This window comes from Stenotrophomonas sp. NRRL B-14846 (genome assembly GCF_050473585.1).
In the GTDB taxonomy this organism is placed as follows: domain Bacteria; phylum Pseudomonadota; class Gammaproteobacteria; order Xanthomonadales; family Xanthomonadaceae; genus Stenotrophomonas.
This window is the reverse complement of sequence record NZ_JBFLUN010000022.1, coordinates 1,400,737-1,425,175: the sequence shown is the minus strand read 5'-3', so window position 1 is coordinate 1,425,175 and position 24,439 is coordinate 1,400,737. Positions and strand designations below refer to the sequence as shown.

At 66.6% G+C, this 24,439-nt stretch carries 22 protein-coding genes; 11 read left to right on the top strand and 11 right to left on the bottom strand.

Translation table 11 applies throughout. The annotated features are described in order from the left end of the window. Positions 1-37: 37 nt before the first annotated feature. Both AB1281_RS08825 and AB1281_RS08820 read right to left on the bottom strand, forming a co-directional pair. On the bottom strand, positions 38-1,414 hold the full coding sequence (locus AB1281_RS08825; RefSeq protein ID WP_430345610.1) for a YncE family protein: 1,377 nt from the start codon (positions 1,412-1,414) through the stop codon (positions 38-40). 122 nt (positions 1,415-1,536) lie between these two features. Further along, entirely contained in the window at positions 1,537-2,565 is a 1,029-nt protein-coding gene (locus AB1281_RS08820; protein ID WP_430345609.1) for an alpha/beta hydrolase, read from the bottom strand. Between the two features lie 281 nt (positions 2,566-2,846). Here AB1281_RS08820 and AB1281_RS08815 point away from each other — a divergent pair, with 281 nt between their 5' ends. Further along, on the top strand, positions 2,847-3,221 hold the full coding sequence (locus AB1281_RS08815) for a hypothetical protein (RefSeq protein WP_430345608.1): 375 nt from the start codon (positions 2,847-2,849) through the stop codon (positions 3,219-3,221). A 73-nt stretch (positions 3,222-3,294) separates the two neighbouring features. Here AB1281_RS08815 and AB1281_RS08810 read toward each other — a convergent pair whose 3' ends face one another. The 5 genes from AB1281_RS08810 to AB1281_RS08790 form a co-directional block, all read right to left on the bottom strand. After that, positions 3,295-3,666, bottom strand: a complete 372-nt coding sequence (locus AB1281_RS08810) for a DUF805 domain-containing protein (protein ID WP_042359180.1) — start codon at positions 3,664-3,666, stop codon at positions 3,295-3,297. 174 nt (positions 3,667-3,840) lie between these two features. Then, positions 3,841-5,118, bottom strand: coding sequence for a replication-associated recombination protein A (locus tag AB1281_RS08805; RefSeq protein WP_430345607.1), 1,278 nt, complete (start codon positions 5,116-5,118; stop codon positions 3,841-3,843). A gap of 289 nt (positions 5,119-5,407) precedes the next feature. Beyond that, complete coding sequence (gene lolA, locus AB1281_RS08800; protein WP_049445350.1) at positions 5,408-6,046, bottom strand: outer membrane lipoprotein chaperone LolA; 639 nt, start codon at positions 6,044-6,046, stop codon at positions 5,408-5,410. Between the two features lie 111 nt (positions 6,047-6,157). After that, on the bottom strand, positions 6,158-8,101 hold the full coding sequence (locus AB1281_RS08795; protein ID WP_430345606.1) for a DUF3857 domain-containing protein: 1,944 nt from the start codon (positions 8,099-8,101) through the stop codon (positions 6,158-6,160). 39 nt (positions 8,102-8,140) lie between these two features. Then, a complete protein-coding gene (locus AB1281_RS08790; protein ID WP_032127351.1) occupies positions 8,141-10,501 on the bottom strand; it encodes a DNA translocase FtsK in 2,361 nt (786 codons plus the stop codon). 233 nt (positions 10,502-10,734) lie between these two features. On the opposite strand from AB1281_RS08790, the gene trxB reads away from it, so the two are divergent. Continuing rightward, positions 10,735-11,706, top strand: coding sequence for a thioredoxin-disulfide reductase (trxB, locus tag AB1281_RS08785; RefSeq protein WP_014037154.1), 972 nt, complete (start codon positions 10,735-10,737; stop codon positions 11,704-11,706). 99 nt (positions 11,707-11,805) lie between these two features. Here the strand turns inward: trxB and AB1281_RS08780 are convergent, their stop codons facing one another. Continuing rightward, entirely contained in the window at positions 11,806-13,284 is a 1,479-nt protein-coding gene (locus AB1281_RS08780) for an N-acetylmuramoyl-L-alanine amidase family protein (protein WP_430345605.1), read from the bottom strand. Between the two features lie 192 nt (positions 13,285-13,476). Here AB1281_RS08780 and AB1281_RS08775 point away from each other — a divergent pair, with 192 nt between their 5' ends. Beyond that, complete coding sequence (locus AB1281_RS08775) at positions 13,477-14,601, top strand: GNAT family N-acetyltransferase (RefSeq protein ID WP_430345604.1); 1,125 nt, start codon at positions 13,477-13,479, stop codon at positions 14,599-14,601. A gap of 159 nt (positions 14,602-14,760) precedes the next feature. Here AB1281_RS08775 and AB1281_RS08770 read toward each other — a convergent pair whose 3' ends face one another. After that, on the bottom strand, positions 14,761-16,029 hold the full coding sequence (locus tag AB1281_RS08770; protein ID WP_430345603.1) for a hypothetical protein: 1,269 nt from the start codon (positions 16,027-16,029) through the stop codon (positions 14,761-14,763). Between the two features lie 72 nt (positions 16,030-16,101). Between AB1281_RS08770 and aat the strand changes: the two genes are divergently transcribed. The 3 genes from aat to AB1281_RS08755 all read left to right on the top strand — a co-directional run bounded on the left by aat (position 16,102) and on the right by AB1281_RS08755 (position 17,731). Then, positions 16,102-16,842 (top strand): leucyl/phenylalanyl-tRNA--protein transferase, encoded by a 741-nt coding sequence (gene aat / locus AB1281_RS08765; RefSeq protein ID WP_075676519.1) that lies wholly within the window; start codon positions 16,102-16,104, stop codon positions 16,840-16,842. A gap of 86 nt (positions 16,843-16,928) precedes the next feature. Beyond that, positions 16,929-17,147, top strand: coding sequence for a translation initiation factor IF-1 (infA, locus tag AB1281_RS08760; protein ID WP_005409596.1), 219 nt, complete (start codon positions 16,929-16,931; stop codon positions 17,145-17,147). A gap of 203 nt (positions 17,148-17,350) precedes the next feature. Beyond that, positions 17,351-17,731 carry a hypothetical protein gene (locus AB1281_RS08755; RefSeq protein ID WP_075674512.1) on the top strand — a complete coding sequence of 127 codons (381 nt, stop codon included), beginning with the start codon at positions 17,351-17,353 and terminating at the stop codon, positions 17,729-17,731. A 72-nt stretch (positions 17,732-17,803) separates the two neighbouring features. Here AB1281_RS08755 and clpA read toward each other — a convergent pair whose 3' ends face one another. After that, positions 17,804-20,089 carry an ATP-dependent Clp protease ATP-binding subunit ClpA gene (clpA, locus tag AB1281_RS08750; protein WP_014037145.1) on the bottom strand — a complete coding sequence of 762 codons (2,286 nt, stop codon included), beginning with the start codon at positions 20,087-20,089 and terminating at the stop codon, positions 17,804-17,806. Between the two features lie 138 nt (positions 20,090-20,227). Between clpA and AB1281_RS08745 the strand changes: the two genes are divergently transcribed. Beyond that, the gene (locus AB1281_RS08745) at positions 20,228-21,040 is read left to right on the top strand and encodes an APH(6) family putative aminoglycoside O-phosphotransferase (protein ID WP_430345602.1); all 813 of its coding nucleotides are present in this window, start codon (positions 20,228-20,230) and stop codon (positions 21,038-21,040) included. 231 nt (positions 21,041-21,271) lie between these two features. Here the strand turns inward: AB1281_RS08745 and clpS are convergent, their stop codons facing one another. Beyond that, the gene (gene clpS, locus AB1281_RS08740) at positions 21,272-21,598 is read right to left on the bottom strand and encodes an ATP-dependent Clp protease adapter ClpS (protein WP_005416477.1); all 327 of its coding nucleotides are present in this window, start codon (positions 21,596-21,598) and stop codon (positions 21,272-21,274) included. Between the two features lie 112 nt (positions 21,599-21,710). Here clpS and AB1281_RS08735 point away from each other — a divergent pair, with 112 nt between their 5' ends. Genes AB1281_RS08735 through hflD form a run of 4 tightly spaced genes read left to right on the top strand, consistent with a single transcriptional unit; the run spans position 21,711 to position 24,397 of the window. After that, a complete protein-coding gene (locus AB1281_RS08735) occupies positions 21,711-22,184 on the top strand; it encodes a hypothetical protein (RefSeq protein WP_075674515.1) in 474 nt (157 codons plus the stop codon). Position 22,185: 1 nt separating this feature from the next. Further along, the gene (locus tag AB1281_RS08730; RefSeq protein WP_430345601.1) at positions 22,186-22,647 is read left to right on the top strand and encodes an NUDIX hydrolase; all 462 of its coding nucleotides are present in this window, start codon (positions 22,186-22,188) and stop codon (positions 22,645-22,647) included. Continuing rightward, entirely contained in the window at positions 22,644-23,786 is a 1,143-nt protein-coding gene (gene mnmA / locus AB1281_RS08725; RefSeq protein WP_430345600.1) for a tRNA 2-thiouridine(34) synthase MnmA, read from the top strand. Before AB1281_RS08730 ends, mnmA begins: the two co-directional genes overlap by 4 nt. Next, positions 23,783-24,397 carry a high frequency lysogenization protein HflD gene (gene hflD, locus AB1281_RS08720; protein WP_032127363.1) on the top strand — a complete coding sequence of 205 codons (615 nt, stop codon included), beginning with the start codon at positions 23,783-23,785 and terminating at the stop codon, positions 24,395-24,397. Before mnmA ends, hflD begins: the two co-directional genes overlap by 4 nt. Positions 24,398-24,439: the final 42 nt, after the last annotated feature.

The window sequence follows — 24,439 nt, the reverse complement described above, 5'->3', positions numbered from 1 at the left end:
CTGGCAGGGCGACGCGCACGCCGCCCTGCCGTGTGACTTACTGCTTCGGGGTGATGCGGGTGATGCGGTCACCCTTCGGGTCTTCGGCGCCGCGCGACTTGTTCACCGCGAACACGTTGCCCTTGCCGTCGGCGCGGACATGGTTCGGCAGCGTGCCGCCATCGAGGTTGGCGACCACCTTGCCGTCACCATTCACCACGGTGACGGTGCCTGCGCCACGGTTGCTGACATAGGCCAGGCCGGAGGCATCATCGAAGGCGACGTTCAGCGCACCGGCGCCGACCGGCACGTCATGCAGCACCTTGCCGGCCGCCACGTCGACGATCAGCAGGTTGTCGGTGCCCTGCGAGGCCACGTAAAGGCGGTTGCGTGCCGCGTCGAAGGCCACGCCCGAGGCACTGATCGAATTGCCCAGGTCGATGACCTTCTCGACCTTGCCGCTGGCCACATCGATCACCGCCGCTTCCGGGGTGCCGATGCTGACGGTGAACAGCTTGCCGCCCTTCTCGTCCAGCACCAGGCTCATCGGGGTGAACTTGCCGTCATCCACGCCGGACTCCAGCGTCACCGCTGGCAGCTCCTTGAAGGTCCTGGCGTCGAACACCGACAGGTGGTCCTCGCCCGTGGCCGAGGCGAACACCTTGCCGTGGGTGCCATCGACCACGACGTCGCGCGCATGCGGCACGGCATCGACCGGGAACTGGTGGACCAGCGACAGATCCTTCTGGCGGTAGACCGCGATCGAGTTCTGGCGGGTGTTGGTGACCCAGACATTGCCATTGGTGTCATCCACGCCCACGCCGTAGACCGCGTACACCGCACCATTGGTGCTGCCCGGCACCTGCGCCGGGGTGATCGCCTTGGTCACCTTCAGCGACTTCGGGTCCAGCTTCAGCAGCTGCGACTGGGTCACCGGCGGACGGCCCACGGCCGAGGTCACGAACACCGCATTGCTGGCGGCGCTGTAGGCAGACTGGTACAGGCCCGGCACCAGCTTGTTGGACTGGGTGGCGAACTGCGCCTGGCCGGACAGCGGCAGCTGCGGCGACACGCGCAGCTTCAGCACCGTGGCTGCGGCCGGCTGGCTGGCGCGCACCACCACCGGATGGGTGCCCGGCACGGCGTCGGCCGGAATGCTCAGCTGGGTCTTGAAGTTGCCATCAGCATCGACCACCAGCGGCTGCGTGTTGAGCACGCTGTCGCCACGCAGCAGGCTGACCTTCTGGCCCGGCACGAACCCGCGACCGACCACGTCGGCCGTACTGCCGGGAACCACGTTCTCACCGCGCGAGACGACCTCGCCCTTGAAAGTGGCGTTGGCCGGCTGGTCGAACACCGGCTGCGCGGTGGCGGTCACCGCCAGCAGCAGGCCGGCAGCGAGAGAGGTAAGACGGAGAGACGGACGGAACGACATGGCAGGCTCCTTGCACACGTAGGCCGCGCCACGTGGCGCGGGAGTCATCGGTTGCCTGGGCCGCTGCACGTCGGCAGCCTCGCCTGGGTAGTGGGGTCGCACGGCATCGCGTGCGAAGGGATTCATTCGGCGGCGTTGTCACCGCCATCGGGGGCGCCATCGCCAGCACTGCGGTCGGTCACGCCATACAGCTCATGCAGCGCCGCGTGGAACGACGCCGGCAGCATCGGGCCGTGGCCAAGGCCGGGAAACTCGCGGTACTGCACGCGCATGCCCGGCACCTTGCCCAAGCGCTCGGACAGCTGCATCGCCGCATCCGGGGTGGCGCCGCCGATGCGGCGCAGGTGTGCGACCACGCGCGGATTGTTCATGTCACGCTTGCCGCGATCACCGACACGCTCGGCACCACCCAGCATCAGCCAGAGCGTTGCCGGTTGGCCGTGCACGTTCTGCACGAACTGTTGTTCCGGATCCCCCAGCGCCGCACCCTGGCTCCACCACAGCGACGGGCTGGCGGCCAGATAGGACTGGAAGGCGGCCGGGCGGGTGTACAGCGCATTGAGCACGAACAACCCGCCCAGCGAATGGCCCCACAGCGCTTGTTGCTGCCTGTCGATGCGTGCGCGACGCTCGACTTCCGGCTTGATGCGGCGCTCGATCACATCCAGGAACGCGGCAGCACCACCGCCAACCGCCTGGGTCGTACCGCTTTCGTCGTCGGCGCGGTCGATCCATGCGGTGTAGTCGCGGGTGCGCGCCTTCGAATCGATGCGCAGGTCGTTGTCGTAGCCGATCAGCACCAGCACCGGCGGCGCCTTGCGTGCGGCCAACTCGGCCAGAAGCGGCTGGTCCAGCACCATGGCCACGGCATTGCCATCCAGCGCATACAGCACCGGCGATGGCGTCTTGCCGGCCTTGGCCGGGATCGCCAGGTTCACCCGCCAGCGGCGCTGCTGGTCGGGGCTGTCCACCACGAAATGCTCGAAGCGATAGCTCGCTGCCGGCTCATCGAGCACGGTGTGGCCGATCTTCTGCAGCGGATTGCGCTGCTGCGCATGGGCGTACGGAGTGGCCAGGAGCAGACCCATCATCAAGGCGGCCAGGCCGCGGGCCAACGGGCCCCGGCGCGAAGGCAGGACGAAATGCTTCATCAGCGGCGGCAGAAGCGGCCCACGGCCGCCGGTTCACAAGGGACCGCAGTCTACCTCAAACGCGAATGATTATCACATCGATCGAACGTCACGCTGTGTATCACGCGCGCGATGACCCGGTTGCGCTGGACGCGGCACTCCCCTATTTTGCCGGCCACCGGGGCATTGGATCGCCCCGCTTACAGCGCAGCCACGGAGGGCGGGCAGCCTGCCGCCGACCAGGCCGCGTTCATCCGCGCCATGACCGCCATGGGATTGGATCCCATGATTGTGAGACTCCCTTGAAGCACACCACCCTGATCGCCCTTTCCCTCGGCCTGCTTGCGCCGCTGGCCGCGCACGCCGCGCAGGACCTGCCGTCGCTCTACCAGGCCTACGAAGAGGCCGGCAATTCGACGCTGAGCATGGAACAACTCAACCAGACGGTAACGTTCACCGCGGTGGCGCTGGGCGTGTCCAGCAACCTGCAGGGCGAGCCACTGATCGAAGCAGGCGATGACCAGGGCAATGTCCTGGCCCGGCTGACCACCGACGATGCGCAGCAGGCCGCCAAGCTCAGTGCGCTGGAAGAAGGCGCAACGTTCACCGCCAGCTGCACGCTGCAGTTCAGTTCCGGCACGGACTACCTGTCCTTCGGTGACTGCAGCATCAAGTAAAGACGAAGCCGGCGACATGCCGGCTTCAGTTCATTGCCTCTGTAGCGTCGAGCCATGCTCGACTCCCTCAGCCTTACGGCCCCGTCGGCACCGGACCGTACACATTCTCCTGCGGCGTACCCGGCATCAGCGCGAACACGAAGATCACCAGGCCACCGAACGGAACGAAGGCCAGCAGGTACAACCAGCCCGACTGGTTGCAGTCATGCAGGCGGCGCACGGTGACAGCGATGACCGGCAGGAAGGTAGCCAGCCAGAACACAACGAACAGAATGATCGACGCGATGCCCAGGCCATCGGACTGCATCACCAACCCGGCGATGAGCGGCACCATCAGCACGGCGGAGACGATCAACATGAACAGCTGGAACATCCAGTACTCGCGACGGTTGGCACGACCATCGAACTGGGCGTAACGCTTCAACGGCAGAATCATTTCCTGCACGGCATCCATCCTTGAAAAAGTAGCCGCGCAGTGTGCCAAAGACCAGCGCGCAGGACAACGTAGAATCGAGCCATGCATGAGTAGAGTCGAGCCATGCTCGACTGCTGCTCCCGAAGGCACCTGCAGCCCGTGCAAGCGCGGAGTCGAGCATGGCTCGACTCTACATAAGCCAGCTCAACGGCCCTTCGCGGCCCGCGCCGCTTCGCGCTCGGCACGCAGCCGGTCCAGCTTTTCCTTCAGCTTGATTTCCAGCCCGCGCGGCACCGGGTTGTAGTACACGCGTTCGCCCATCGCATCCGGGAAGCCTGTCTGGTCCAGTGCGATACCGCCCTCGGCGTCGTGGTCGTACTGGTACTCGGCGCCGTAGCCCAGCTCCTTCATCAGCTTGGTCGGCGCGTTGCGCAGGTGCAACGGCACCTCTTCGGTGCCACTCTCGCGCACATCGGCCTTGGCCTGATTGAAGGCCGCGTAGCCGGCATTCGACTTGGCGGCGCTGGCCAGGTACAGCACCAACTGGGCGAACGCGAGCTCGCCTTCCGGACTGCCCAGCCGCTCGTAGATGTCCCAGGCCTCCAGCGCCATGCTCTGCGCGCGCGGATCTGCCAGGCCGATGTCCTCGATGGCCATGCGGGTCAGCCGGCGGGCCAGGTAGGACGGATCGCAGCCGCCATCGAGCATGCGGGTCAGCCAGTACAGCGCGGCATCCGGATTGGAGCTGCGCACCGACTTGTGCAGTGCCGAGATCTGGTCGTAGAACTGCTCGCCGCCCTTGTCGAAGCGACGGGTGCGGTCGGCCAGCACCTGGGTCAGGGTCTGCGGCGTGATACGCCCACCCTCCCCGCCCGCCAGCTCGGCGGCGATCTCCAGCAGGGTCAGCGCACGGCGCACGTCGCCGTCGGCGGCGGTAGCGATTTCCAGCAACAGCTCGGGGGCGACCTCGATGCCCTCCTCGCCCAGGCCGCGTTCGCGGTCACCCAGCGCACGCTCCAGCGCCTCGACGATGTCCGTGGGCGAAACGCCCTCCAGCACATGCACGCGGCAGCGCGACAGCAGTGCGGAGTTCAGCTCGAACGACGGATTTTCGGTGGTGGCACCAACGAACAGGATGGTGCCGCGCTCGATGTGCGGCAGGAACGCGTCCTGCTGTGCCTTGTTGAAGCGATGCACCTCGTCCACGAACAGCACGGTGCGACGACCTTCAGCGAAACGCTGCGCGGCCTCGGCCAGCACCTGGCGCACTTCCGGCAGGCCGGACAGCACCGCGGAGATGGCACGGAATTCGGCGTCGGAATACTCGGCCAGCAGCAGCGCCAGCGTGGTCTTGCCACAGCCCGGCGGCCCCCACAGGATCATCGAATGCACGCGCCCGGATTCGACCGCGCGACGCAGCGCGCTGTCCGGCGCCAGCAGGCGCTTCTGCCCGACCATTTCGTCGAGGGTGCGCGGGCGCATGCGCTCGGCCAGCGGGCGCAGATGTTCCCGATCGACGCTCAGCAGATCGGGGCCGGGGAAGGAAGTTGAACGATGTCTTGCCACCGGCTCATTGTACCGCGAGAGCGTGCCAACCAAGGTTGGCAGCCACCACGGCGGCCGGGCCATGATCGGTAGTGCCGGCCGCTGGCCGGCAGATCAAAAGCGTGTCAACCAAGGTTGACACCTACCGAAGCAGATCAAAAGCATGCCAACCAACGGTTGGCACCCACCAGAGCAGGTAGCGCCAGGCCATGCCCGGCGTCCCCGATCAGTTACCGATGACGTCGGTGCCCTTCGGCGGGGTGAAGCTGAAGGTGCCGGCGGCGAAGCCCGGGTTGCGCTTCCAGCCGCTGAAGCTGATCACGGTGCGCTGGCCGACCGCGTCGGTGATCTCCATCTTGGCCAGACCCTGCGCGTTGAAGCCCAGCGCGGCGTACTGGAAGCTGGCTTCGGTATCGCGCTTCGGCGACAGCGACAGCCACTGCAGGCCGTCGCGCTGCGCGGCCTCTTCACTGACATCGTACTGCTGCTCCAGCAGCGCCGGGTTGATCAGCGCGGTCAGCGGGCTGTTCTGCTCTTCCTTGCCCTGCTCGCGCACGGTGGCCTGCTCCAGGTCCGGCTCGTACATCCAGACCTTCTTGCCGTCGGCCACGATCAGCTGTTCGTGCGGGCGCACGTATTCCCAGCGGAACAGGCGCGGCGCTGACAGGGCCACGCGGCCGCTGGTCGATTCCTTCACCTTGCCGCGGCTGTCGAACACCTGCTGGCTGAACTGGCCATCCAGGCCCTTCAGGCCACTGGTGAAGGTCTTCAGGTCATCGCGGGCGCCAGCCCAGGCGCTGCCGGCGGCGGCGCAGGCCACGGCCAGGGTGGTGGTGGCAAGGAAACGGCGGAAGCGGAAGTTCATGCGGGAATCCTGTGGGCGCGGGCGCCAGGAAAGGTGGTTGCCAGTGTGCCCAAATAAAGATGAATGGGCGATCAGGGCGACATTATGCCGCCCTGAACGTCCATCGGCGATTCAGCCGCCGGAGCCGGGCAGCTTGCCGTACAGCACCTGGCCACGGAAGCCACGACGCACTTCGCGGTACAGCGCGCGGAACGCCGGATAGTCCTGCGGCTGGCACAACGCCTCCGGGCCGCGCACCGCGTTCTGCTGCAGGCGGTGATGCACGATCACGTCCTGGCCCTCGCGGCTCCAGTCCACGCGATACTCGCCGGCGGCGTTGGTGAAACGCTGGCTGGCCGGGATGGCGATGATCGGCGCATTGACCGGGAACTGCAGGCGATAGGTTTCCTCGCGCAGGCTGGCATTGCAGTAGAACGGCGTCTCGTTGGCCGGCGCCGAGGCGGTGGCGTACAGGCCGCGCACCGATTCACCACCCGGCGGATCCGGCACGGCCATGCCGCCAGCCACACTGAAGTCGGCGTAATCCTTGGCCTGGAAGGCCATGCGGTAGCCGAACGGCCGGGTCAGGTCAACCGGCACGCCCTGGATCTGCAGCTGCCCTCGCCCGTCGAAACCGGACGCGGCCATGATCTGCTCTTCAGCGCGCGCACGGTTCTGCGCGTTGAGCTGGGAGAACTGCGCACGCATGCCGATCTCGGCGTTCTCGCCCAGCTTCGGGATCGTCTCGCCGCGCAGGTTGCCGTTGGCGTCGAAGGTGAAACGCACTTCCATGGAGGTGGCGTTGCGCTGCGGCGTGTTGGCCGGGGTGCGTGCCAGTGTGGCGTCGCGGGTGCGCATCACCGGTGCGCCGAGGTCGCCTTCCGGCAGCTGGCCGAAGCGCGCCCAGGCGGTGGTCGAATCCAGGTACAGATCGAACTCGGGGATGTAGGTGATGGCGTGGTTGAAGCGGCCCAGCACCGGAATCTTCGGCAGCGTCGGGCCACCGCCGGCACCGATCAGCACCGGCGAGCTGGCGATGCCCTTGGCCGCCAGCAGCGCCTCCAGGATCGTCACATGGTCCTTGCAGTCACCATAGTGGTTGTCGAGGATGCTCTGCGCGCTGTTCGGCTCCAGGCCACCATTGCCCAGGTACACCGCCACATAGCGGATGTTCTGCGCGACCCAGCGGTACAGCGCATCGGCCTGTTCGCGGCGGTCGCTGATGCCGGCGGTGATCTGGTCGGCCAGCGCCTGCAGTTCCGGCGTGACCTGCGCAGCCGGGCCGGCCTTGAGCTGGTAGGCGCGACCCATCTGCGACCAGTCACGATAGGTGCTGGCCATGATGTTGGGGCCGAACTCCCAGCCCGCCGCCGACCAGTTCTGTGCCGGCATGGCTTCGCGCCGCTGGTAGCGCCAGCGCCACTGTGCCTGGCCGTTCTTCACCGTCGGGCGATCGCTGCCCTGCACGCCGCGGCTGTCGACGAACATCGGCAGGTTGGCTGGCGCACTCAGGGTGACCTCGGCGTCCTCGTACTCGGTGAACACATTGAAGGTCTCCCACAGGCCGAAATAGCCCGGGAAGTACGGCGTGGCCTGGGTGCGGCGCACCTGGTAGAACAGGCGCGTGCCCGGCGCCAGGTTCGGGAACACGATCACCCGCACCTTGCGGTCGGCATACATCGCCGCCGAGGCGCTGGAATAGCTTTCCTGGGTGTAGATGCGGTCGGCCGGCACGTCGCGGCGCTGGCCGTCGGCGGTGATGGTGTAGGCGCCAAGCACTTCCAGCGTTTCCATCTTTTCGCTGTAGCTCAGCCGCACCTGGCTGAACTGCTCGACGGAGGCCTTGGTCTTGAGCAGGACTTCGTAGGTTTCGGTCTGCACATTGCCCGCATCCGGCCGCACCTGGTAATCGGCGCGGTAACGGACAATGCTGAAATTATTGCTGGCTTCGGTATCGCCGCTGGTGGAAGGCGGCGCCGTGGCGGGCGCGGAGGTGGCGGTTTCTGCCAGTGCCGGGCCGGCAGCCATCAGGGCTGCCAGCGCCAGTGCCAGCGCGCTTGGTACGGGGTGAAGCATGCGTCGGTTCCTTGGACGTCGTGGGGGATACGTCGGGCCTTACTTCGGCGGCGGCGGTGCCAGCACCGTGCGGTCGCCGTTGTGCTCGGGCGGGCTGACCACGCCGGCCGCTTCCATGGCCTCGATCAGTCGCGCTGCACGGTTGTAGCCGATCTTCAGCCGGCGCTGCACGCCGGAAATGGAAGCGCGGCGGGTCTCGGTGACCACCCGCAGCGCTTCGTCATACAACGGGTCGGACTCATCGCCGGCAGAGCTGTTCTCGGGCAGGCCGGTGGCACCGACGACCACGCCGTCGCCCATCGTCTGCACTTCGTCCAGCACGCCGTCGACATAGTCGGCCGGGCCCATCGCCTTGAGGTGTTCGACCACGCGGTGCACTTCCTCGTCGGAGACGAAGGCGCCGTGCACGCGCTCGGGCATGGCGGTACCCGGCGGCAGGTACAGCATGTCGCCGTGGCCCAGCAGGGTTTCCGCACCCGACTGGTCGAGGATGGTGCGCGAGTCGATCTTGGAGCTGACCTGGAAGGCGATGCGGGTCGGGATGTTGGCCTTGATCAGGCCGGTGATCACGTCCACCGACGGGCGCTGCGTGGCCAGGATCAGGTGGATGCCGGCCGCGCGCGCCTTCTGTGCCAGGCGCGCGATCAGTTCTTCCACCTTCTTGCCGACGATCATCATCATGTCGGCGAATTCGTCGATGAAGATGACGATGAACGGCAGCGTCTCCAGCGGACGCGGCGCCTCGCCCAGTTCCGGGTTCGGCTTGAACAGCGGGTCCATCAGCGGCTGGCCAGCGTCCTGCGCTTCCTTCACCTTCTTGTTGAAGCCGGCCAGGTTGCGCACGCCCACCGCGCTCATCAGCTTGTAGCGGCGCTCCATCTCGGCCACGCACCAGCGCAGGCCGTTGGCGGCCTCCTTCATGTCGGTGACCACCGGCGCCAGCAGGTGCGGGATGCCCTGGTAGACGCTCAGTTCGAGCATCTTCGGGTCGATCATCAGCATCCGCAGGTCTTTCGGCGAGGCCTTGAACAGCAGGCTCAGCACCATCGCATTGACCGCCACCGACTTGCCCGAACCGGTGGTACCGGCCACCAGCAGGTGCGGCATGCGCGCCAGGTCGGCCACGGTGGAGCGGCCGGCGATGTCCTTGCCCAACGCCAGGGTCAGCACGCTGGCCGACTTGTCGTATTCCTTCGAGCGCAGCAGCTCGGACAGGTAGATCATCTCGCGGGTGACGTTGGGAATTTCCAGGCCGATCACCGATTTGCCCGGAATCACGTCGACCACGCGCACCGACTTCACCGACAGGCCGCGCGCGATGTCCTTGTCCAGCGAACTGATCTGGCTGACCTTGATGCCCGGCGCAGGCTCGATCTCGAAACGGGTGATGACCGGGCCCGGGTTGGCGCCGACCACCTGGGCGTCGATGCGGAAGTCCTTCAGCTTGAACTCGATCTGCCGCGACAGCGCGTCCAGGGTTTCCTTGTCGTAGCCCACCGGCTGCGGCTTGGGGTCGTCCAGCAGGGCCAGCGGCGGCAGGTCCGAGCCGTCGCCGTTGACGCCACGGAACATCGGGATCTGCGTGTCGCGCTTGGCCCGGTCACTCTTCTCGATCACCGGCTCCGGGCGCGGCTCGATCTTCACCGGCTCGCGCTTGGCGCGTACCTCGGCATCGGCCTTGCGCACTTCCTGGCGCTCCTCGCGCATCACCCGGGTCTGCTGCCACTCGGTGACTTCTTCCTTCTTGCGCGCCAGCAACGGCGCCAGCGACATCACACCGCGACCGATCTTCTCCATCACCGTGAACCAGGACAGCCCGGTGGCCAGGGTGATCGAGGCCAGCAGCAGCACCAGCACGAACAGGTTCGCGCCCAGCGCGCCGAAGCCCACCGTGAGCGAATTGCCGACCAGCTTGCCGAGGATGCCGCCGGCGCTGGAGACGTCGCCACTGAACAGGCGCACATGCAGGAAGCCGGTGCCGGCGATCAGGAAACCGACCAGGCCGACCAGGCGCAGCGCCGGGTCCAGGTCGTTCTCGCCCTTGCTCTCGCGCTTGAGGCCAAACATGGCGATCCACGCCAGCGCGCCCAGCACCACCGGCAACAGGAAGGCGATGTAGCCGAAAAGCTGCAGCAGCACATCGGCGATCCAGGCCCCGGCGCGGCCACCGAGGTTGTGCACCGGCGCGACCACGCTGCCGGTATGCGACCAGCCCGGATCCGTGGCTGAATACGTGAAAAGACTGGCCGCCAGGTACAGCAGGGCCGGCGCGATCGCGATCAGGCCCAGATCGCGCCAGAGGCGCTGGCGGCGTGGATTGTCGGTCGTCGCCGCCGCGGCCGTGCGACGTGACGCCTTGCTGTCGTCGGACTTGGAGCGTTCGGGGACCTGCTTCGCCACCTTAGACCATACCTTTGGAATGCGCTGTTAGTGATTGATAATAAATGAGACGGCGTCAGTTTTCAGTTATGCGACATCTGACAGGGCAATCGGAGGGCCGGAACCACCGCTGGATGACGGCGTTCTGTTCATCGGCTTGAATCGCCCTGCCCCAGCCGCCACTCTATGACCAGCCACGGATGCTGCGCAAACATCGCCAGCGCCTTGTCCCATCTACCTTTTCGCGAGTCTACATGAGCACCAGCCTGCCCTCCCGCCACCAGCGCCTCGTCATCCTCGGTTCCGGCCCGGCCGGTTGGACCGCCGCCGTCTACGCCGCCCGCGCCAACCTGAAGCCGGTCGTCATCACCGGCCTGCAGCAGGGCGGCCAGCTGATGACCACCACCGAGGTGGACAACTGGCCGGGCGACGCCCACGGCCTGATGGGCCCGGACCTGATGGCGCGCATGCAGGCCCACGCCGAGCGCTTCGAGACCGAGGTCATCTTCGACCACATCCACACCGCCGATGTGTCGCAGCGCCCGTTCAAGCTGATCGGCGACAGCCACGAGTACACCTGCGATGCCCTGATCATCGCCACCGGCGCCACCGCCAAGTACCTGGGCATCCCGACCGAGGACGAGTTCAAGGGCCGCGGCGTGTCCGCCTGCGCCACCTGTGACGGCTTCTTCTACCGCGACCAGGACGTGGTCGTGGTCGGCGGCGGCAATACCGCCGTGGAAGAGGCGCTGTACCTGTCCAACATCGCCCGCAAGGTCTACCTGGTCCACCGCCGCGACACCCTGAAGGCGGAAAAGATCATGCAGGACAAGCTGTTCAAGAAGGTGGCCGAAGGCAAGATCGAGACCGTCTGGCACCACCAGGTGGAGGAAGTGCTGGGCAACGACGCCGGCGTGACCGGCGTGCGCGTGAAGTCCACCCTGGACGGCAGCACCCGCGACATTGACGCCCACGGCTTCTTCGTGGCCATCGGCCACCACCCGAACACCACCCTGTTCGACGGCCAGCTGGCGATGAACAACGGCTACCTGGAAATCCGTTCGGGCCTGGGCGGCAATGCCACCCAGACCTCGGTGGAAGGCGTGTTCGCCGCCGGCGACGTGGCCGACCAGCACTACCGCCAGGCGATCACCTCGGCCGGCTTCGGCTGCATGGCCGCTCTGGACGCCGAGCGCTACCTGGACGCGCAGGGCAAGGCCAGCTGAGTCGAGCCATGCTCGATCCAGACCAAAGGCCGGCGCGAAAGCGCCGGCCTTTGTGCTTTCAGTAGTGCCAGGCCATGCCCGGCAGACCGAAGCCTGCCCTCACGCTCGCACGCACGCCTGCGAGAACTCGACGGGTGTCGTGGCAACCCCATCCGCATCGCGCAGCACAACACTCCAGCGCGCGGCGCCTGGACTTGGGCCATTGCAGGCGAGATTGATGGTCAGCGGCTTGGCGGGGTCATCGAATGTCGTCGCCCAGGGCGTGCATGCGCCTGCCTCCGAACAGGATGCCAGCGAGAGCTCCACAGACAACGGATACTGAGGATTCCCGGCATAACCCAGTTCAACGTCCCGGGCCGCCTGAATCGGGACATCGATATCCGGGATCGGATGCAGGGCCAGCGGCTCGCACGTCTTTCCAGTTGCCCATAGCCGATAGCCCTTCTCCACGCCTTTCATCGACGCCGAGCGGAAGACGGGGTCCTGCAAGGCAGCCACATCGTCAGGATTGGAGTGGTAGGCGGTTTCGACGATCACCGAGGGCATCTTCCCAATGCGGTTCTCGCCGTGCCTGGCCGAGGTCGAACTCTCGCGAATCGGGAAATCCCGATAGCCCGGTTGCGCTCGGATGATTTCACGCATCCCACAGAGAATGCTATCCGCCAGCGCCTTGTCCTGCGGTTTGTCCTGATGATAGTAGACCTCGGTTCCACGCAGGCTGGCTGAATCGCTGCCATTGGTGTGCAGGCTCAGCATCACATCCACACCCAGATGGTTTGCGTAGTTGGGGCGAGCCCGTATGTCCTCTTCCTTTTCGCGAGCAGACTCTGGGCTGTTCGGAAACTCATTCCACATGTCGGTGCGTGCGGGGAAAAGCGCCTTGAGGTGGTAGCGGGATGACATGTGCTCCCATGGCTTCCCGGACTCCGGATGGAGTTCCGTGGAGCGGCTGCGTGCCCGGTGCACCGTCAAACCGCTACGTTGTTCGATCAATCCTTGCAGTTCGTCACCAAACAGTGGACTCAGCGTGTCTTCCTGGATGCCGAGAGGCGCTGGGCGCTGGAACTTCCATTCTCTGCTGGGATGCAAGCTGATGTAGCCATGGCTTGCTGACACCAAAGCTGATGTATGCGTCGACTTCTCTTTCTTCTTCGGCGGAACGGCCAGATCCTCGGGGTAGTATTCCTCAAGGGTTTTTCCGTCAAACAGGAAGTCAATATCATTCACATCCAGTCCCGACTTCTCGGCGTAGTACCTCAACGTAGACGCCATCGGAATCAGGAAGAGCTCGTCATAACCGCGATCCGGGCCGGGAAGGTATCCAGGCCCAAAGCTGATCACCATCGACCTTGCCTTCACATCCAGACGGATGCTGACGCTGATTTGTCGCAGCTCACCCCTGTCCTGCAAATGACGCGTCAGCTGGTTCGCAGCTTCACGCTCCAACAGCGCAACCGCCTCCGCGTAGGCACCTGGATCCTCAAGCACTTTTGCCGGCTGATCTCCAGAAGCCAACACGGGCGGCGCAAAGATCAGGCTGCACGCGACCGCGGCAGTTGCAAGCTTCAATCCCTTCATCGTTGATTTCTCCATGTGGTGGGATGCGCGCCGCTCATGCAGCGCCCCGCCACCCTGCCGCCCCGTGCGCCGGTGATTCCGCACCCAGCGCACACGGATGGAGATTTCAAACTTCCCTCACCCCCAACCGGAACAAACCAACCCAGCCCCGCCAACACCGTTCGCGATCCACCTGGCCTATCCTTGCCAACCATGTCCTCAGCCCGCTTCCTCGACTCCCTGCAGTCCATTCCCGCCACCGACTGGGATGCCCTGCACGACGGCCAGAACCCGTTCGTCAGCCATGCCTTCCTTTCCGGGCTTGAACAGCACGGTTGCCTGCGCGAGGACTGGGGCTGGCAGCCCCGGCACTTCACGCTGTGGGAGGGTGACACCTTGGTCGGCGCCATTCCGGGCTACCTGAAGACCAATTCGCACGGCGAATTCGTGTTCGACCATGCCTGGGCCAACGCGTATGCCCGTCATGGCCGCGACTACTATCCGAAGTGGCTGGGCGCGGTGCCGTACTCGCCGGTCACCGGCCCGCGCCTATTGGCCCGTCACGATTCAGAGCGCACCGCATTGCTGTCGGCGTTGCGTGCTGCGCTGCCGGCACTGGACGTGTCGTCGGCCCATATCAACTTCCACACCGCAGCGGACGAAGCGCTGTTCGGCGAGGACTGGCTGCTGCGCGAGGACGTGCAGTTCCAGTGGCAGAACCCGGGTGACTGGGCGACCTTCGATCAGTTCCTCGGTGCGATGGACCACAAGCACCGCAAGAACATCCGCCAGGAACGTGCCAAGGTCACCCGCCAGGGCATCACGTTCCGCGTGGTGCATGGCGACGAGGCCAGCCGCGCCGACCTGCAGGCCATGTACCGCTTCTACCTGCAGACGTTCCTCGAATACGGCAATGCCCCGGCGCTGACCGAGGCCTTCCTGCGCCATCTGGCCATTTCATTGGGGCGCGGGCTGGTGCTGTTCCTGGCCGAGCAGGAGGGCCAGCCGATTGCCGGTGCACTTTGCCTGCGTGGCGGTGACACGCTGTATGGCCGCTACTGGGGTGGCGCCACCCTGCCCGGCCTGCACTTCGAGGCCTGCTATTACCAGGGCATCGAGTACTGCCTGCGCGAAGGGCTGACCCGTTTCGAGCCCGGCGCGCAGGGCGAGCACAAGCTGGCGCGCGGATTCCTGCCTGCACTGGTGCGCAGCCGGCACTGGGTAGCCGACCCGGAGTTCGCCGAGGCACTGCAGCAGTGGTGCCGGCAGGAGCGGCGCGATGTGCGGCGTTACCAGCAGGAGCTGCAGGGGCATGGGCCGTTCCGCGCAGAGCCGTAGCGGAAAAGCGTGCCAACCAAGGTTGGCACCTACCAGGGCATCTGACCGAGGCAGGATTGGCACCCACCAGGGCATTGGGCGGGGGCGAGGTTGGCACCGCCCAGGGCGCTGGGCCAACCAAGGTTGGCGTCTACCAGCGCGATGGCGCGCGTACTGCGCTCAGGTGCACTGCCAGAAATGCCCACTCACCCGGCAGGTCGCGCACCAGAACGTATAGAGCATGCCGCCACTGCCCCACAGCAGCGTGCCCTCGCCCGTGGTCGGCAGCGTCGAATCCAGCTGCATCACGAACGGCATCTCCTCGCCGCAATCGATGCACGCCGGGTACCAGGCGCTTTGAACCCAGCTCGGCGCACCGCCCACGCGCGACAGGTTCTGCCGATGGTTGGACTGCCCCCAGTCCTGTTGCTGCCAGCGCACGCTTTCCAGGGCCACAAGACCCACCTCGGCCTGCATCAGGTCGCCGCTGTCGGTGGGCGTGTTCGGCACCTCGCGGTACTGGCTGGGATGGCAGTTGGGCAGACCGCCGGCATCGTGGCGATAGAAGCGCACCGGCGGCTCCTCCCAGCCGCAGCAGTCCAGGCAGAGCCCCAGCGTAACCTCGCCACCCGCGCCGGCCTGCAGTGCGGCAGCATCGGTCTGCAGCAGGCGCTGCAGCGGTGCGTGACAACCACCGCACTGCGCGTCCAACAGCCCACCCATGCGCCCCGTGTGATGCACCTGTCCGCCATTCCAGGTCGGATGCAGGCGCCAGATGCGCTTGCGCCAGCTTGGCTCGTCGGCCAACTGCGCGCGGTGCTGCTCCCGGCCGAAGCGGATGTGCAACGGCCTCTCGCCGTGCAGGCGACGCGGCTGCGGACCGTTGGCCACGCCAGCCCAGTGCGCCCAGACCTCGGCATCCAGCCGGCCCCAGTCGACGAGGTAGCCCCGGGCAACGGCGTAGGTTTCGGGCTGAGCAGCAAGCAGCAGTGCCCTCGCGCGCGCCATCTCCCGATCATCCCCGGCCTCGGCCAGCCTCTGCGCCCAGTGCGCAGCGGTCGCGGCGGGCAGGCCCTGCCAGACCTGCGAGGCCAACTGCACCTCATCCTCGTGGGCCACCACCAGCAACGCCTCCCAATCTTCCTGCAGCACCTGCGGCGCCTGGTAGCTGGCGAACTCCATTACGCTGGCCAGCAGCTCGCCTCGCTCGCCCTCGCGATAGCGGCGCCATGCATCGGCCGCGACCGCGGGCACCGCCTCGTCCGGCAACAGGTCCAGCGCCATGTCGAGGAAGGCCGAGCCGGGCGAGCGTCGCGCCACGGCCTGCAGCATCAACTCACCCAGCTGGCGCGGATGCTCGGCGGCCAGCGACAGCAGCATGCCCTGGCTGTCGTTGCGCGTGCGCGGGGTGTCATGCAGGTCGAGGATGGCTGAGATCGGGTCGCTCATTCGCAGGCTCCTTGCCGGTGAAGCGTGATGGTGCCAGACATCACCCATCACCACGGCGAATACAATGGCAGCATGACCCGCCAGCTGCCCTGGCGCCTGGCCGACGCGCCGGACGCCCCCTTCCCGCCGGCCGAGACCGCACTGCGCCAGCCCGACGGCCTGCTGGCAGTGGGCGGCGATCTGCATCCGGCACGCCTGCTCAATGCCTACGCCGGCGGCATCTTTCCATGGTTCAGCGAGGGCGAGCCGATCCTGTGGTGGTCGCCCGACCCGCGCATGGTGTTCCGTACCGATGGCGTGCATCTGTCCAGCCGCTTCCGGCGCCAGTTGCGCGGCAGCACATGGGAGGTCACCGCCGATACTGCCTTCAGCCGGGTGATGCGCGCCTGTGCGGCGGCACCTCGCCCTGGCCAGGACGGCACCTGGATCAGCCCCGACATGGTCGAGGCCTACAGCCAGTTGCACGACCTCGGCTTTGCCCATTCCTTCGAGGTCTGGGACCGGCAGACGCTGGTCGGCGGCATCTACGGGGTGGCGATCGGAACGATGTTCTTCGGCGAGAGCATGTTCAGTGGCGCCAGCGGCGGCTCCAAGATCGCCCTGGCCGCGCTGGCATCCACGCTTCACGGCTGGGGCTGGGCGCTGATCGATGCCCAGGTGGAGAATCCGCACCTGCTGCGGATGGGCGCCGAACACCTGCCGCGCGCGGCGTTTCTGGAGCACGTCCGCCACGCGGTGCGCCATGACGGCCGTGAAGGCCCGTGGACACAGGCGGTCGGACGCTTGCCGGCACGGCGTTTGGCCGGGGGTTAACACAAACTTTGCAAGCTGGGCCCGTCACGCGTAAAATACCGCGCCTTAGGCCCAGCGTGGCCGTTTTCTGAACCGCACAGGACTACATGTCGAAAGACGATTCCATCGAGTTCGAGGGCACCGTCAGCGAGACGCTGCCGAACACCACTTTCCGCGTTCGTCTGGAAAATGGGCACGAAATCATCGCCCACATCTCCGGCCGCATGCGCAAGAACTACATCCGCATCCTCACCGGTGACCGGGTCAAGGTTGAAATGACCCCGTACGACCTGACCAAGGGTCGTATCACCTACCGCATGAAGTAAGCGGTCGGCGCGCTGCGCCACTTCGACAAGGCCAGCCCTGGTTGCTGGCCTTTTGTCATGCCTGCAATCCGGCCCTGCCGGAGGTCATCGTGACCGAACTCACCGTGACGTCGGTCAGCCCTGCTTGCGGCAGATTCGCCCCTGCACGCATGGCGGCATCGTGAGACCCGATCCAGTCCGGATCGCCATCCCCCTGCCCCGCCATGAACATGCTCCCGCTGACCGCTCTGCTCGTCGCCGTTGCCGCGTCCGCCAGCGCACCGCCTGCGCGCGCCGCCGATACCCCCTCCACCACCAGCGACTGCGTCCAGCTGGGCAGCGACCAGCAGATCGTGCGCGCCGGCGTCTCGCGCAACATCCTGCTGCGCAATGGCCAGGACCACTATGTCGTGCACTTCCAGAACGACTGCTCCACTGCGGGCTATTCGCGGAAGCTGAGCTTCTTTACGGAGGGCCAGCCGGGCCTGCTGTGCGACGCTGGCCGCAGCCAGCTGCGCACCGACTCCGACCATTGCAGGGTGGCGCAGATCGAACCGATCGACGCGGCCACCTTCAACAAGAAGGCCCGCCAGCGCAGCCACTGACAGCGCATATGACAAGGGCGGCCGAAGCCGCCCTTGTCATTTCAGGTCCACCGGGCCGGGCCCGGCGTCAGCTCACTCCACGGTGACCGGCAGCAGGCGCTCCGGCTCGGCCTGGGTCTCGACCACCAGTTCGTCGTCGCGGACATCGATGTTCACCTTGCCACCGTTGACCAGCTTGCCGAACAGCAGCTCGTCGGCCAGCGGACGCTTGATCTTGTCCTGGATCACGCGGGCCATCGGGCGCGCACCCATCAGCGGGTCGAAGCCGTGGTGGGCCAGCCAGTCGCGCGCGGTCGGGGTGGCCGACAGGCTGACGTGCTTGTCCTGCAGCAGCATCTCCAGCTCGATCAGGAACTTGTCGACCACGCGCAGGATGTGCTCGAAGCCCAGCGCCTGGAACTGCACCACCGCGTCGAGGCGGTTGCGGAATTCCGGGGTGAAGCTGCGGCGGATGGTCTCCATCGCGTCGGTGGCGTGGTCCTGCTTGGTGAAGCCGATCGAGCGCCGCGAGGCCTGCGCCGCGCCGGCATTGGTGGTCATCACCAGCACCACGTTCTTGAAGTTGGCCTCACGACCGTTGGTATCGGTCAGCACGCCGCGGTCCATCACCTGCAACAGGATGTTGAAGATGTCCGGGTGCGCCTTCTCGATTTCGTCCAGCAGCAGCACGCAGTGCGGCGTCTTGACGATCTTCTCGGTCAGCAGGCCGCCCTGGTCGAAGCCAACGTAGCCCGGAGGCGCACCGATCAGGCGGCTGATCGAATGCGGCTCCATGTACTCGGACATGTCGAAGCGGACCAGCTCGATGCCCAGCTGCAGCGCCAGCTGCTTGGTCACCTCGGTCTTGCCGACACCGGTCGGGCCGGCGAACAGGAAGTTGCCGATCGGCTTTTCCGGATTGCCCAGGCCGGAGCGTGCCAGCTTGATCGCAGAGGACAGCGTCTCGATGGCCGGGTCCTGGCCGAAGATCACCATCTTCAGGTTGCGCTCCAGGTGCTGCAGCACATCCTTGTCGGTGGCGCTGACCTGCTTGGTCGGGATGCGCGCCATCTTGGCGACGATCGCCTCCACTTCCTCGACGTCGATCAGCTCCTTGCGCTGGCCTTCCGGCAGCAGGCGCTGGCGGGCACCCGCCTCGTCGATCACGTCGATGGCCTTGTCCGGCAGCAGGCGGTCGCCGATGTGCTTCACCGACAGGTCCACGGCAGCCTGCAGCGCCTCGTCGGAATAGGTCACGCCGTGGTGCAGTTCGTACTTGGACTTCAGGCCCTGCAGGATCTCGTAGGTCTCGCCGACAGTCGGCTCGACGATGTCGATCTTCTGGAAGCGGCGGGCCAGCGCCCGATCCTTCTCGAAGATTCCACGGTATTCCTGGAAGGTGGTCGAGCCGATGCAGCGCAGCTCACCGGAGGCCAGCGCCGGCTTGATCAGGTTGGAGGCATCCATGGTGCCTCCCGACGCCGAACCGGCACCGATGATGGTGTGGATCTCGTCGATGAACAGCACCGCATTGGGCACCTTCTTCAGCGCGGTCAGCACGCTCTTCAGGCGCTTCTCGAAGTCGCCACGGTACTTGGTGCCAGCCACCAGCGCGCCCAGGTCGAGCGAATAGATCACCGCGTCGGCCAGCACGTCGGGCACCGAGCCCTCGACGATGCGGCGGGCCAGGCCCTCGGCAATCGCGGTCTTGCCCACGCCGGCCTCACCCACGTACAGCGGGTTGTTCTTGCGGCGGCGGCACAGGACCTGGATGGTGCGCTCGATCTCATCGGCACGGCCGACCAGCGGGTCGATGCGACCGGCCCGGGCCTGTTCGTTGAGGTTGCTGGCGAACTCGGTCAGGGCATCGCCCTTCGGCTCACCCTCCCCGCCTTCCATGCGGCTCTCGCCCTCGGAGGAAGAGGACGGCTGCTCGCCCTCCTCACCCAGCTTGGCGATGCCGTGGGACAGGTAATTGACCACGTCCAGCCGGGTCACGTCCTGCTGGTTGAGGTAATAGACGGCGTGCGAGTCCTTTTCGCCGAAGATGGCGACCAGCACGTTGGCGCCGGTGACCTCCTTCTTGCCCGAGGACTGCACGTGGTACACGGCCCGCTGCAGCACGCGCTGGAAGCCCAGGGTCGGCTGGGTATCGCGGCCGTCATCTTCGGCCAGGCGGGACACGGAAGCCTCGATGGCCTGCTCCAGCTCCTGGCGCAGGCGTTCGGCGTCGGCACCACAGGCCTTCAGTACGGCCTGGGCGGACGGGTTGTCGAGCAGTGCCAACAGCAGGTGTTCGACCGTCATGAACTCATGCCGGGCCTCACGGGCGCGCTTGTAGCACTGGCCGATGGTGTGTTCGAGGTCTTTGCTGAACATGGATTACTCCGGCGGCAGATGGGGACAATATGCGGCCTGACTACGCGATTTCCATCACCCTAGCGGATTGCTGCGTTCAGATGGCGTTAGCAGTGCGAATCGCTTGATCTTCATTCACTCCAGGACAGCCCACCCAGCATGAGCGAACCCTACCTGAGCCGCTGGCGATTGCGGCGTGATGGCCCGGCCATCGAAACGCCCCGGGCCCAGCTCTGGCCGGTGCTGACCGCCGCCGGCGAACCGGCGATGCTGAAGGTCAGCAGCGAAACCGAAGAGCAGAACAGCCATCGCCTGCTGCGCTGGTGGGACGGTGACGGCGCCGCCCGCCTGCTGGCCCGCGAGGGACCGGCGATCCTGATCGAGCGTGCCGGCGGCGACTCGCTGCGGCAACGTTCGATCGACGGCGATGATGACGCCTGCATCACCCTCCTGTGCCAGGTCCTGCAGCGGCTGCACCGGCCACGGAGCGCGCCGCCAGACGACCTGGTCTGCCTGCGTAGATGGTTCGTCGACCTGCTGCAGCCAAGGGCGGCGCTGCCACCACTGCTGGAACAGTGCAGATCGCTGGCGGAAGGCCTGCTGCAGGACGAGCGCGAGATCCGGCCGCTGCACGGCGACCTGCATCACGACAACGTGCTGGATTTCGGCGCGCGTGGCTGGCTGGCGATCGACCCGAAGCGGCTGCTGGGCGACCGCGCGTTCGACTACACGACGATGTTCAGCAATCCGGACCTGTGCGGCCCCGGCATCCATGTGGCCACCCGGCCCGAGCGGTTTGCCGCCCGGCTGGAACAGGTGAGCGCACTGGCCGGCCTGGAGCGCACGCGCCTGCTGCGCTGGATCGCGGCCAGCATGGCGCTGTCGGCAGTGTGGTTCAGGGATGACGGCGACCCGGCCGACGTGGACGAGGCGGTAGCGCGGATGGCGCTGGAGGCGCTGGCGGAGGCGTGAGCCAGCGTTCTGGTAGATGCCCACCTTGGTGGGCACGGCCGCCCGGGATCGATACAGGCCTCATGCCCTGGTAGGTGCCCACCTTGGTGGGCACACCCGGCCGGTGCCGATACGCCCGGGCAGAAAGCAGTCGAGCATGGCTCGACTCTACAGATTTCCGCTTGGAAGGTGCCCACCTTGGTGGACACGCCCATCCGGGAACGATGCGCCTGGACGAAATTCGGCAGCCGCTCAGGCCTTTTCCATCGTGCACAGCAGCGGGTGCTGGTTCATCCGCGAGTACTCGTTGACCTGGGCGACCTTGGTCTCGGCCACTTCGCGGGTGAACACCCCGCAGACGCCGCGGCCGCGGGTATGGACGTGCAGCATCACCTGCGTGGCCTTGTCCAGGTCCATGCTGAAGAACTGCTGCAGCACATCCACCACGAAATCCATCGGGGTGTAGTCGTCGTTGAGCAGCATCACCTGGTAGAACGGCGGCGGCGCCACTTCCGGGCGCGCGGGCTCCACGGCAACGCCGTGCTCGTGCTGGGAATCGGGGGAGGACTCATGGGGCATCCACCCATTATAGAGGCAGCGCCGGGCCTGCGTCGGCCTGCCGCAGATTGGACGGCACGCACGCCCACCGTCACAATTGCACCTTCTTTCAACGTTGCTTCACAGGATCTTCATGAAAAGGACCCTTCTCCCCGCCCTGCTGATCGCCCTGACCGCTGCCGGCTCTGCCGCCGCCGCGACCAGCGCCGACAAGTCCGTGGCCCGCCATCTGGACAAGCTGGGCTACACCTACGAAGTCGACGAGGATGGCGACTACCGCATGGTCTTCGACGTCGAGGGTGACCGCACCCAGATGGTCTACGTGCGCTCGGCGGTGGAAGATTTCGGCAGCCACAACATCCGCGAGATCTGGTCGCCGGCCTACAGCGCCAAGACCAAGCAGTTCCCGGTGGCCGTAGCCAACCGCCTGCTCGAAGATTCGCAGGACGCCAAGATGGGGGGCTGGGTAAAGCAGGACACCACCGCCATGTTCGTGGTGAAGATCGACGCCGATGCCACTGCCGACCAGCTCAGCGACGCCATCGATGCGGCCATCCGCACCGCCGACGCGATGGAGCTGGAACTGACCAAGAAGGACGAGTTCTGAGTTGAACGCCACGCCGGAACCGCGCTGGGCACCGCACGCCACCGTCGCCACGGTGGTGGTCGACGGCGGCCGCGTGCTGCTGGTCGAGGAGACCATCGACGGCCGCCAGGTGCTGAACCAGCCGGCTGGCCACCTCGAGCCGGGCGAAAGCCTGGCCGAGGCGGCCCTGCGCGAGACCCGCGAGGAAACCGGCTGGACCGTGCAGCTGACCCATTTCATCGGCTGCTACCAGTGGACCGCCGGCGACGGCACTGCCTTCCTGCGCTTCTGCTACGCGGCGCGCCCGGTCTCGCATGACCCGGCGCAGCCGCTGGACACCGGCATCGACCGCGCGCTGTGGCTGACCCCGGCCGAGCTGCAGGCCGCCGGCGAGCGCCAGCGCAGCCCGCTGGTCTGGCAGGTGGTGGCTGATTACCTGGGTGGCCAGCGCCATCCGCTTTCGCTGGTCCGGGAGGTCGCATGAGCACTCCGCGTGTAATGGTGGGCGTCTCCGGTGGCGTCGATTCCTCGGTCGCCGCCTGGCGCCTGGTACAGCAGGGCGAGGCCGTGGCCGGCCTGTTCATGCAGAACTGGGCGGACGACGGCAGCGGTGACTGCCGCGCCGAGGATGATCGCCGCGATGCGGTGGCCGTCTGCGGCCTGCTGGGCATCCCGTTCCACTTCCGCGACTTCTCCAGCGAGTACTGGCAGGGCGTGTTCGAGCACTTCCTGGCCGAGTACGCGTCCGGCCGCACCCCGAACCCGGACGTGCTGTGCAACCGCGAAGTGAAGTTCAAGCACTTCCTGGATGCCGCCCGCGAGCTGGGCGCCGAGCGCATCGCCACCGGCCACTATGCGCGGGTGACCCAGCGCGGCCACCAGTGGCTGCTCTTGCGCGCCGCCGACCGCTCCAAGGACCAGAGCTACTTCCTGCACCAGCTGGGCCAGGAACAGCTGGCAGCCACCCTCTTCCCGATCGGCGACCTGGAAAAGACCGACCTGCGCCGGATCGCACGCGACGTCGGCCTGCCGACCCACGCCAAGAAGGATTCCACCGGCATCTGTTTCATCGGTGAGCGGGATTTCCGCGAGTTCCTCGGCCGCTACCTGCCGGCCAAGCCGGGCCAGATCCTCGACCCGGCCGACGGCAGCGTGATTGCCGAGCATCCGGGCGTGTTCTATTTCACTCTGGGCCAGCGCGAGGGTCTGAACATCGGCGGCGTGCGTGGCCGTCCGGCCGCGCCGTGGTACGTGGTCGGCAAGGATGTGGCCAGCAACGTGCTGTACGTGGACCAGGACCGCGACAGCCCATGGATGCTGTCCGAGCGCCTGCGTTCGGAAACCGCGCACTGGATCGCCGGCTCACCGCCGGCACGGCGCTTCGAATGCACCGCCCAGACCCGCTACCGCCAGCCCGACGAGCCGTGTACGGTCGAGGTGCTGGACGACGGCAGCGTGCTGGTCACCTTTGCGCGCCCGCAGCGCGCCGTTACCCCTGGTCAATCGCTGGTGCTGTATGACGGTGATGTGTGCCTGGGCGGCGCGGTGATCGCCGCCACCGATGCGCCGCTGGAACAGCGCCTGCGCACCACCCCTTCCCCTTTTGAGGTAATCGCTGCATGAGTTTCACTGTCGACGACCGCGTCCTGGCTTTGGCCGGCATTGCCCAGGCCCTGCAGCAGGTACGCCGCATCGCCGATACCGGCCATTCCGACGCCGCCGCCGTGCGCACCGCCGTGGACAGCGTGTTCCGCGTCGATGCGTCCTCGCCGCAGGAGGTGTTCGGTGACCGCCATGCACTGAAGGCTGGGCTGCGCCTGCTGCACAACTACTTCCGCAGCCAGGGCCAGGACCCGATCCTGCCCAAGCTGGCCCTGTCGGTGCTGCAGCTGGAGCGCCGCTTCGTGCAGGACGGGGCGACCGTGAACAAGGTCGCCTCGGGCATCGAGCGCGCCCAGCGCCAGGCCGTCGAGCTGGGCGACAGTGGCCACCCGGACGTGCTGGCCAACCTGGGCGGCCTGTATGCCGACACCATCAGCCACCTGAAGCCGCGGGTGATGGTGCAGGGCAACCCGCACTACCTGGGCCAGGCCGGCGTGGTCGCCGAGATCCGCGCCCTGCTGCTGGCCGCGGTGCGTTCGGCGGTGCTGTGGCGCCAGCTGGGCGGCAGCTACTGGGACTTCCTGTTCAGCCGCAAGGCGATGATCGAGGCCGTGGACCGCCAGCTGGCGTGAGGGCGTGGGGTCAGAGCCCTTTTCCGTGGAAAAGGGATCCGA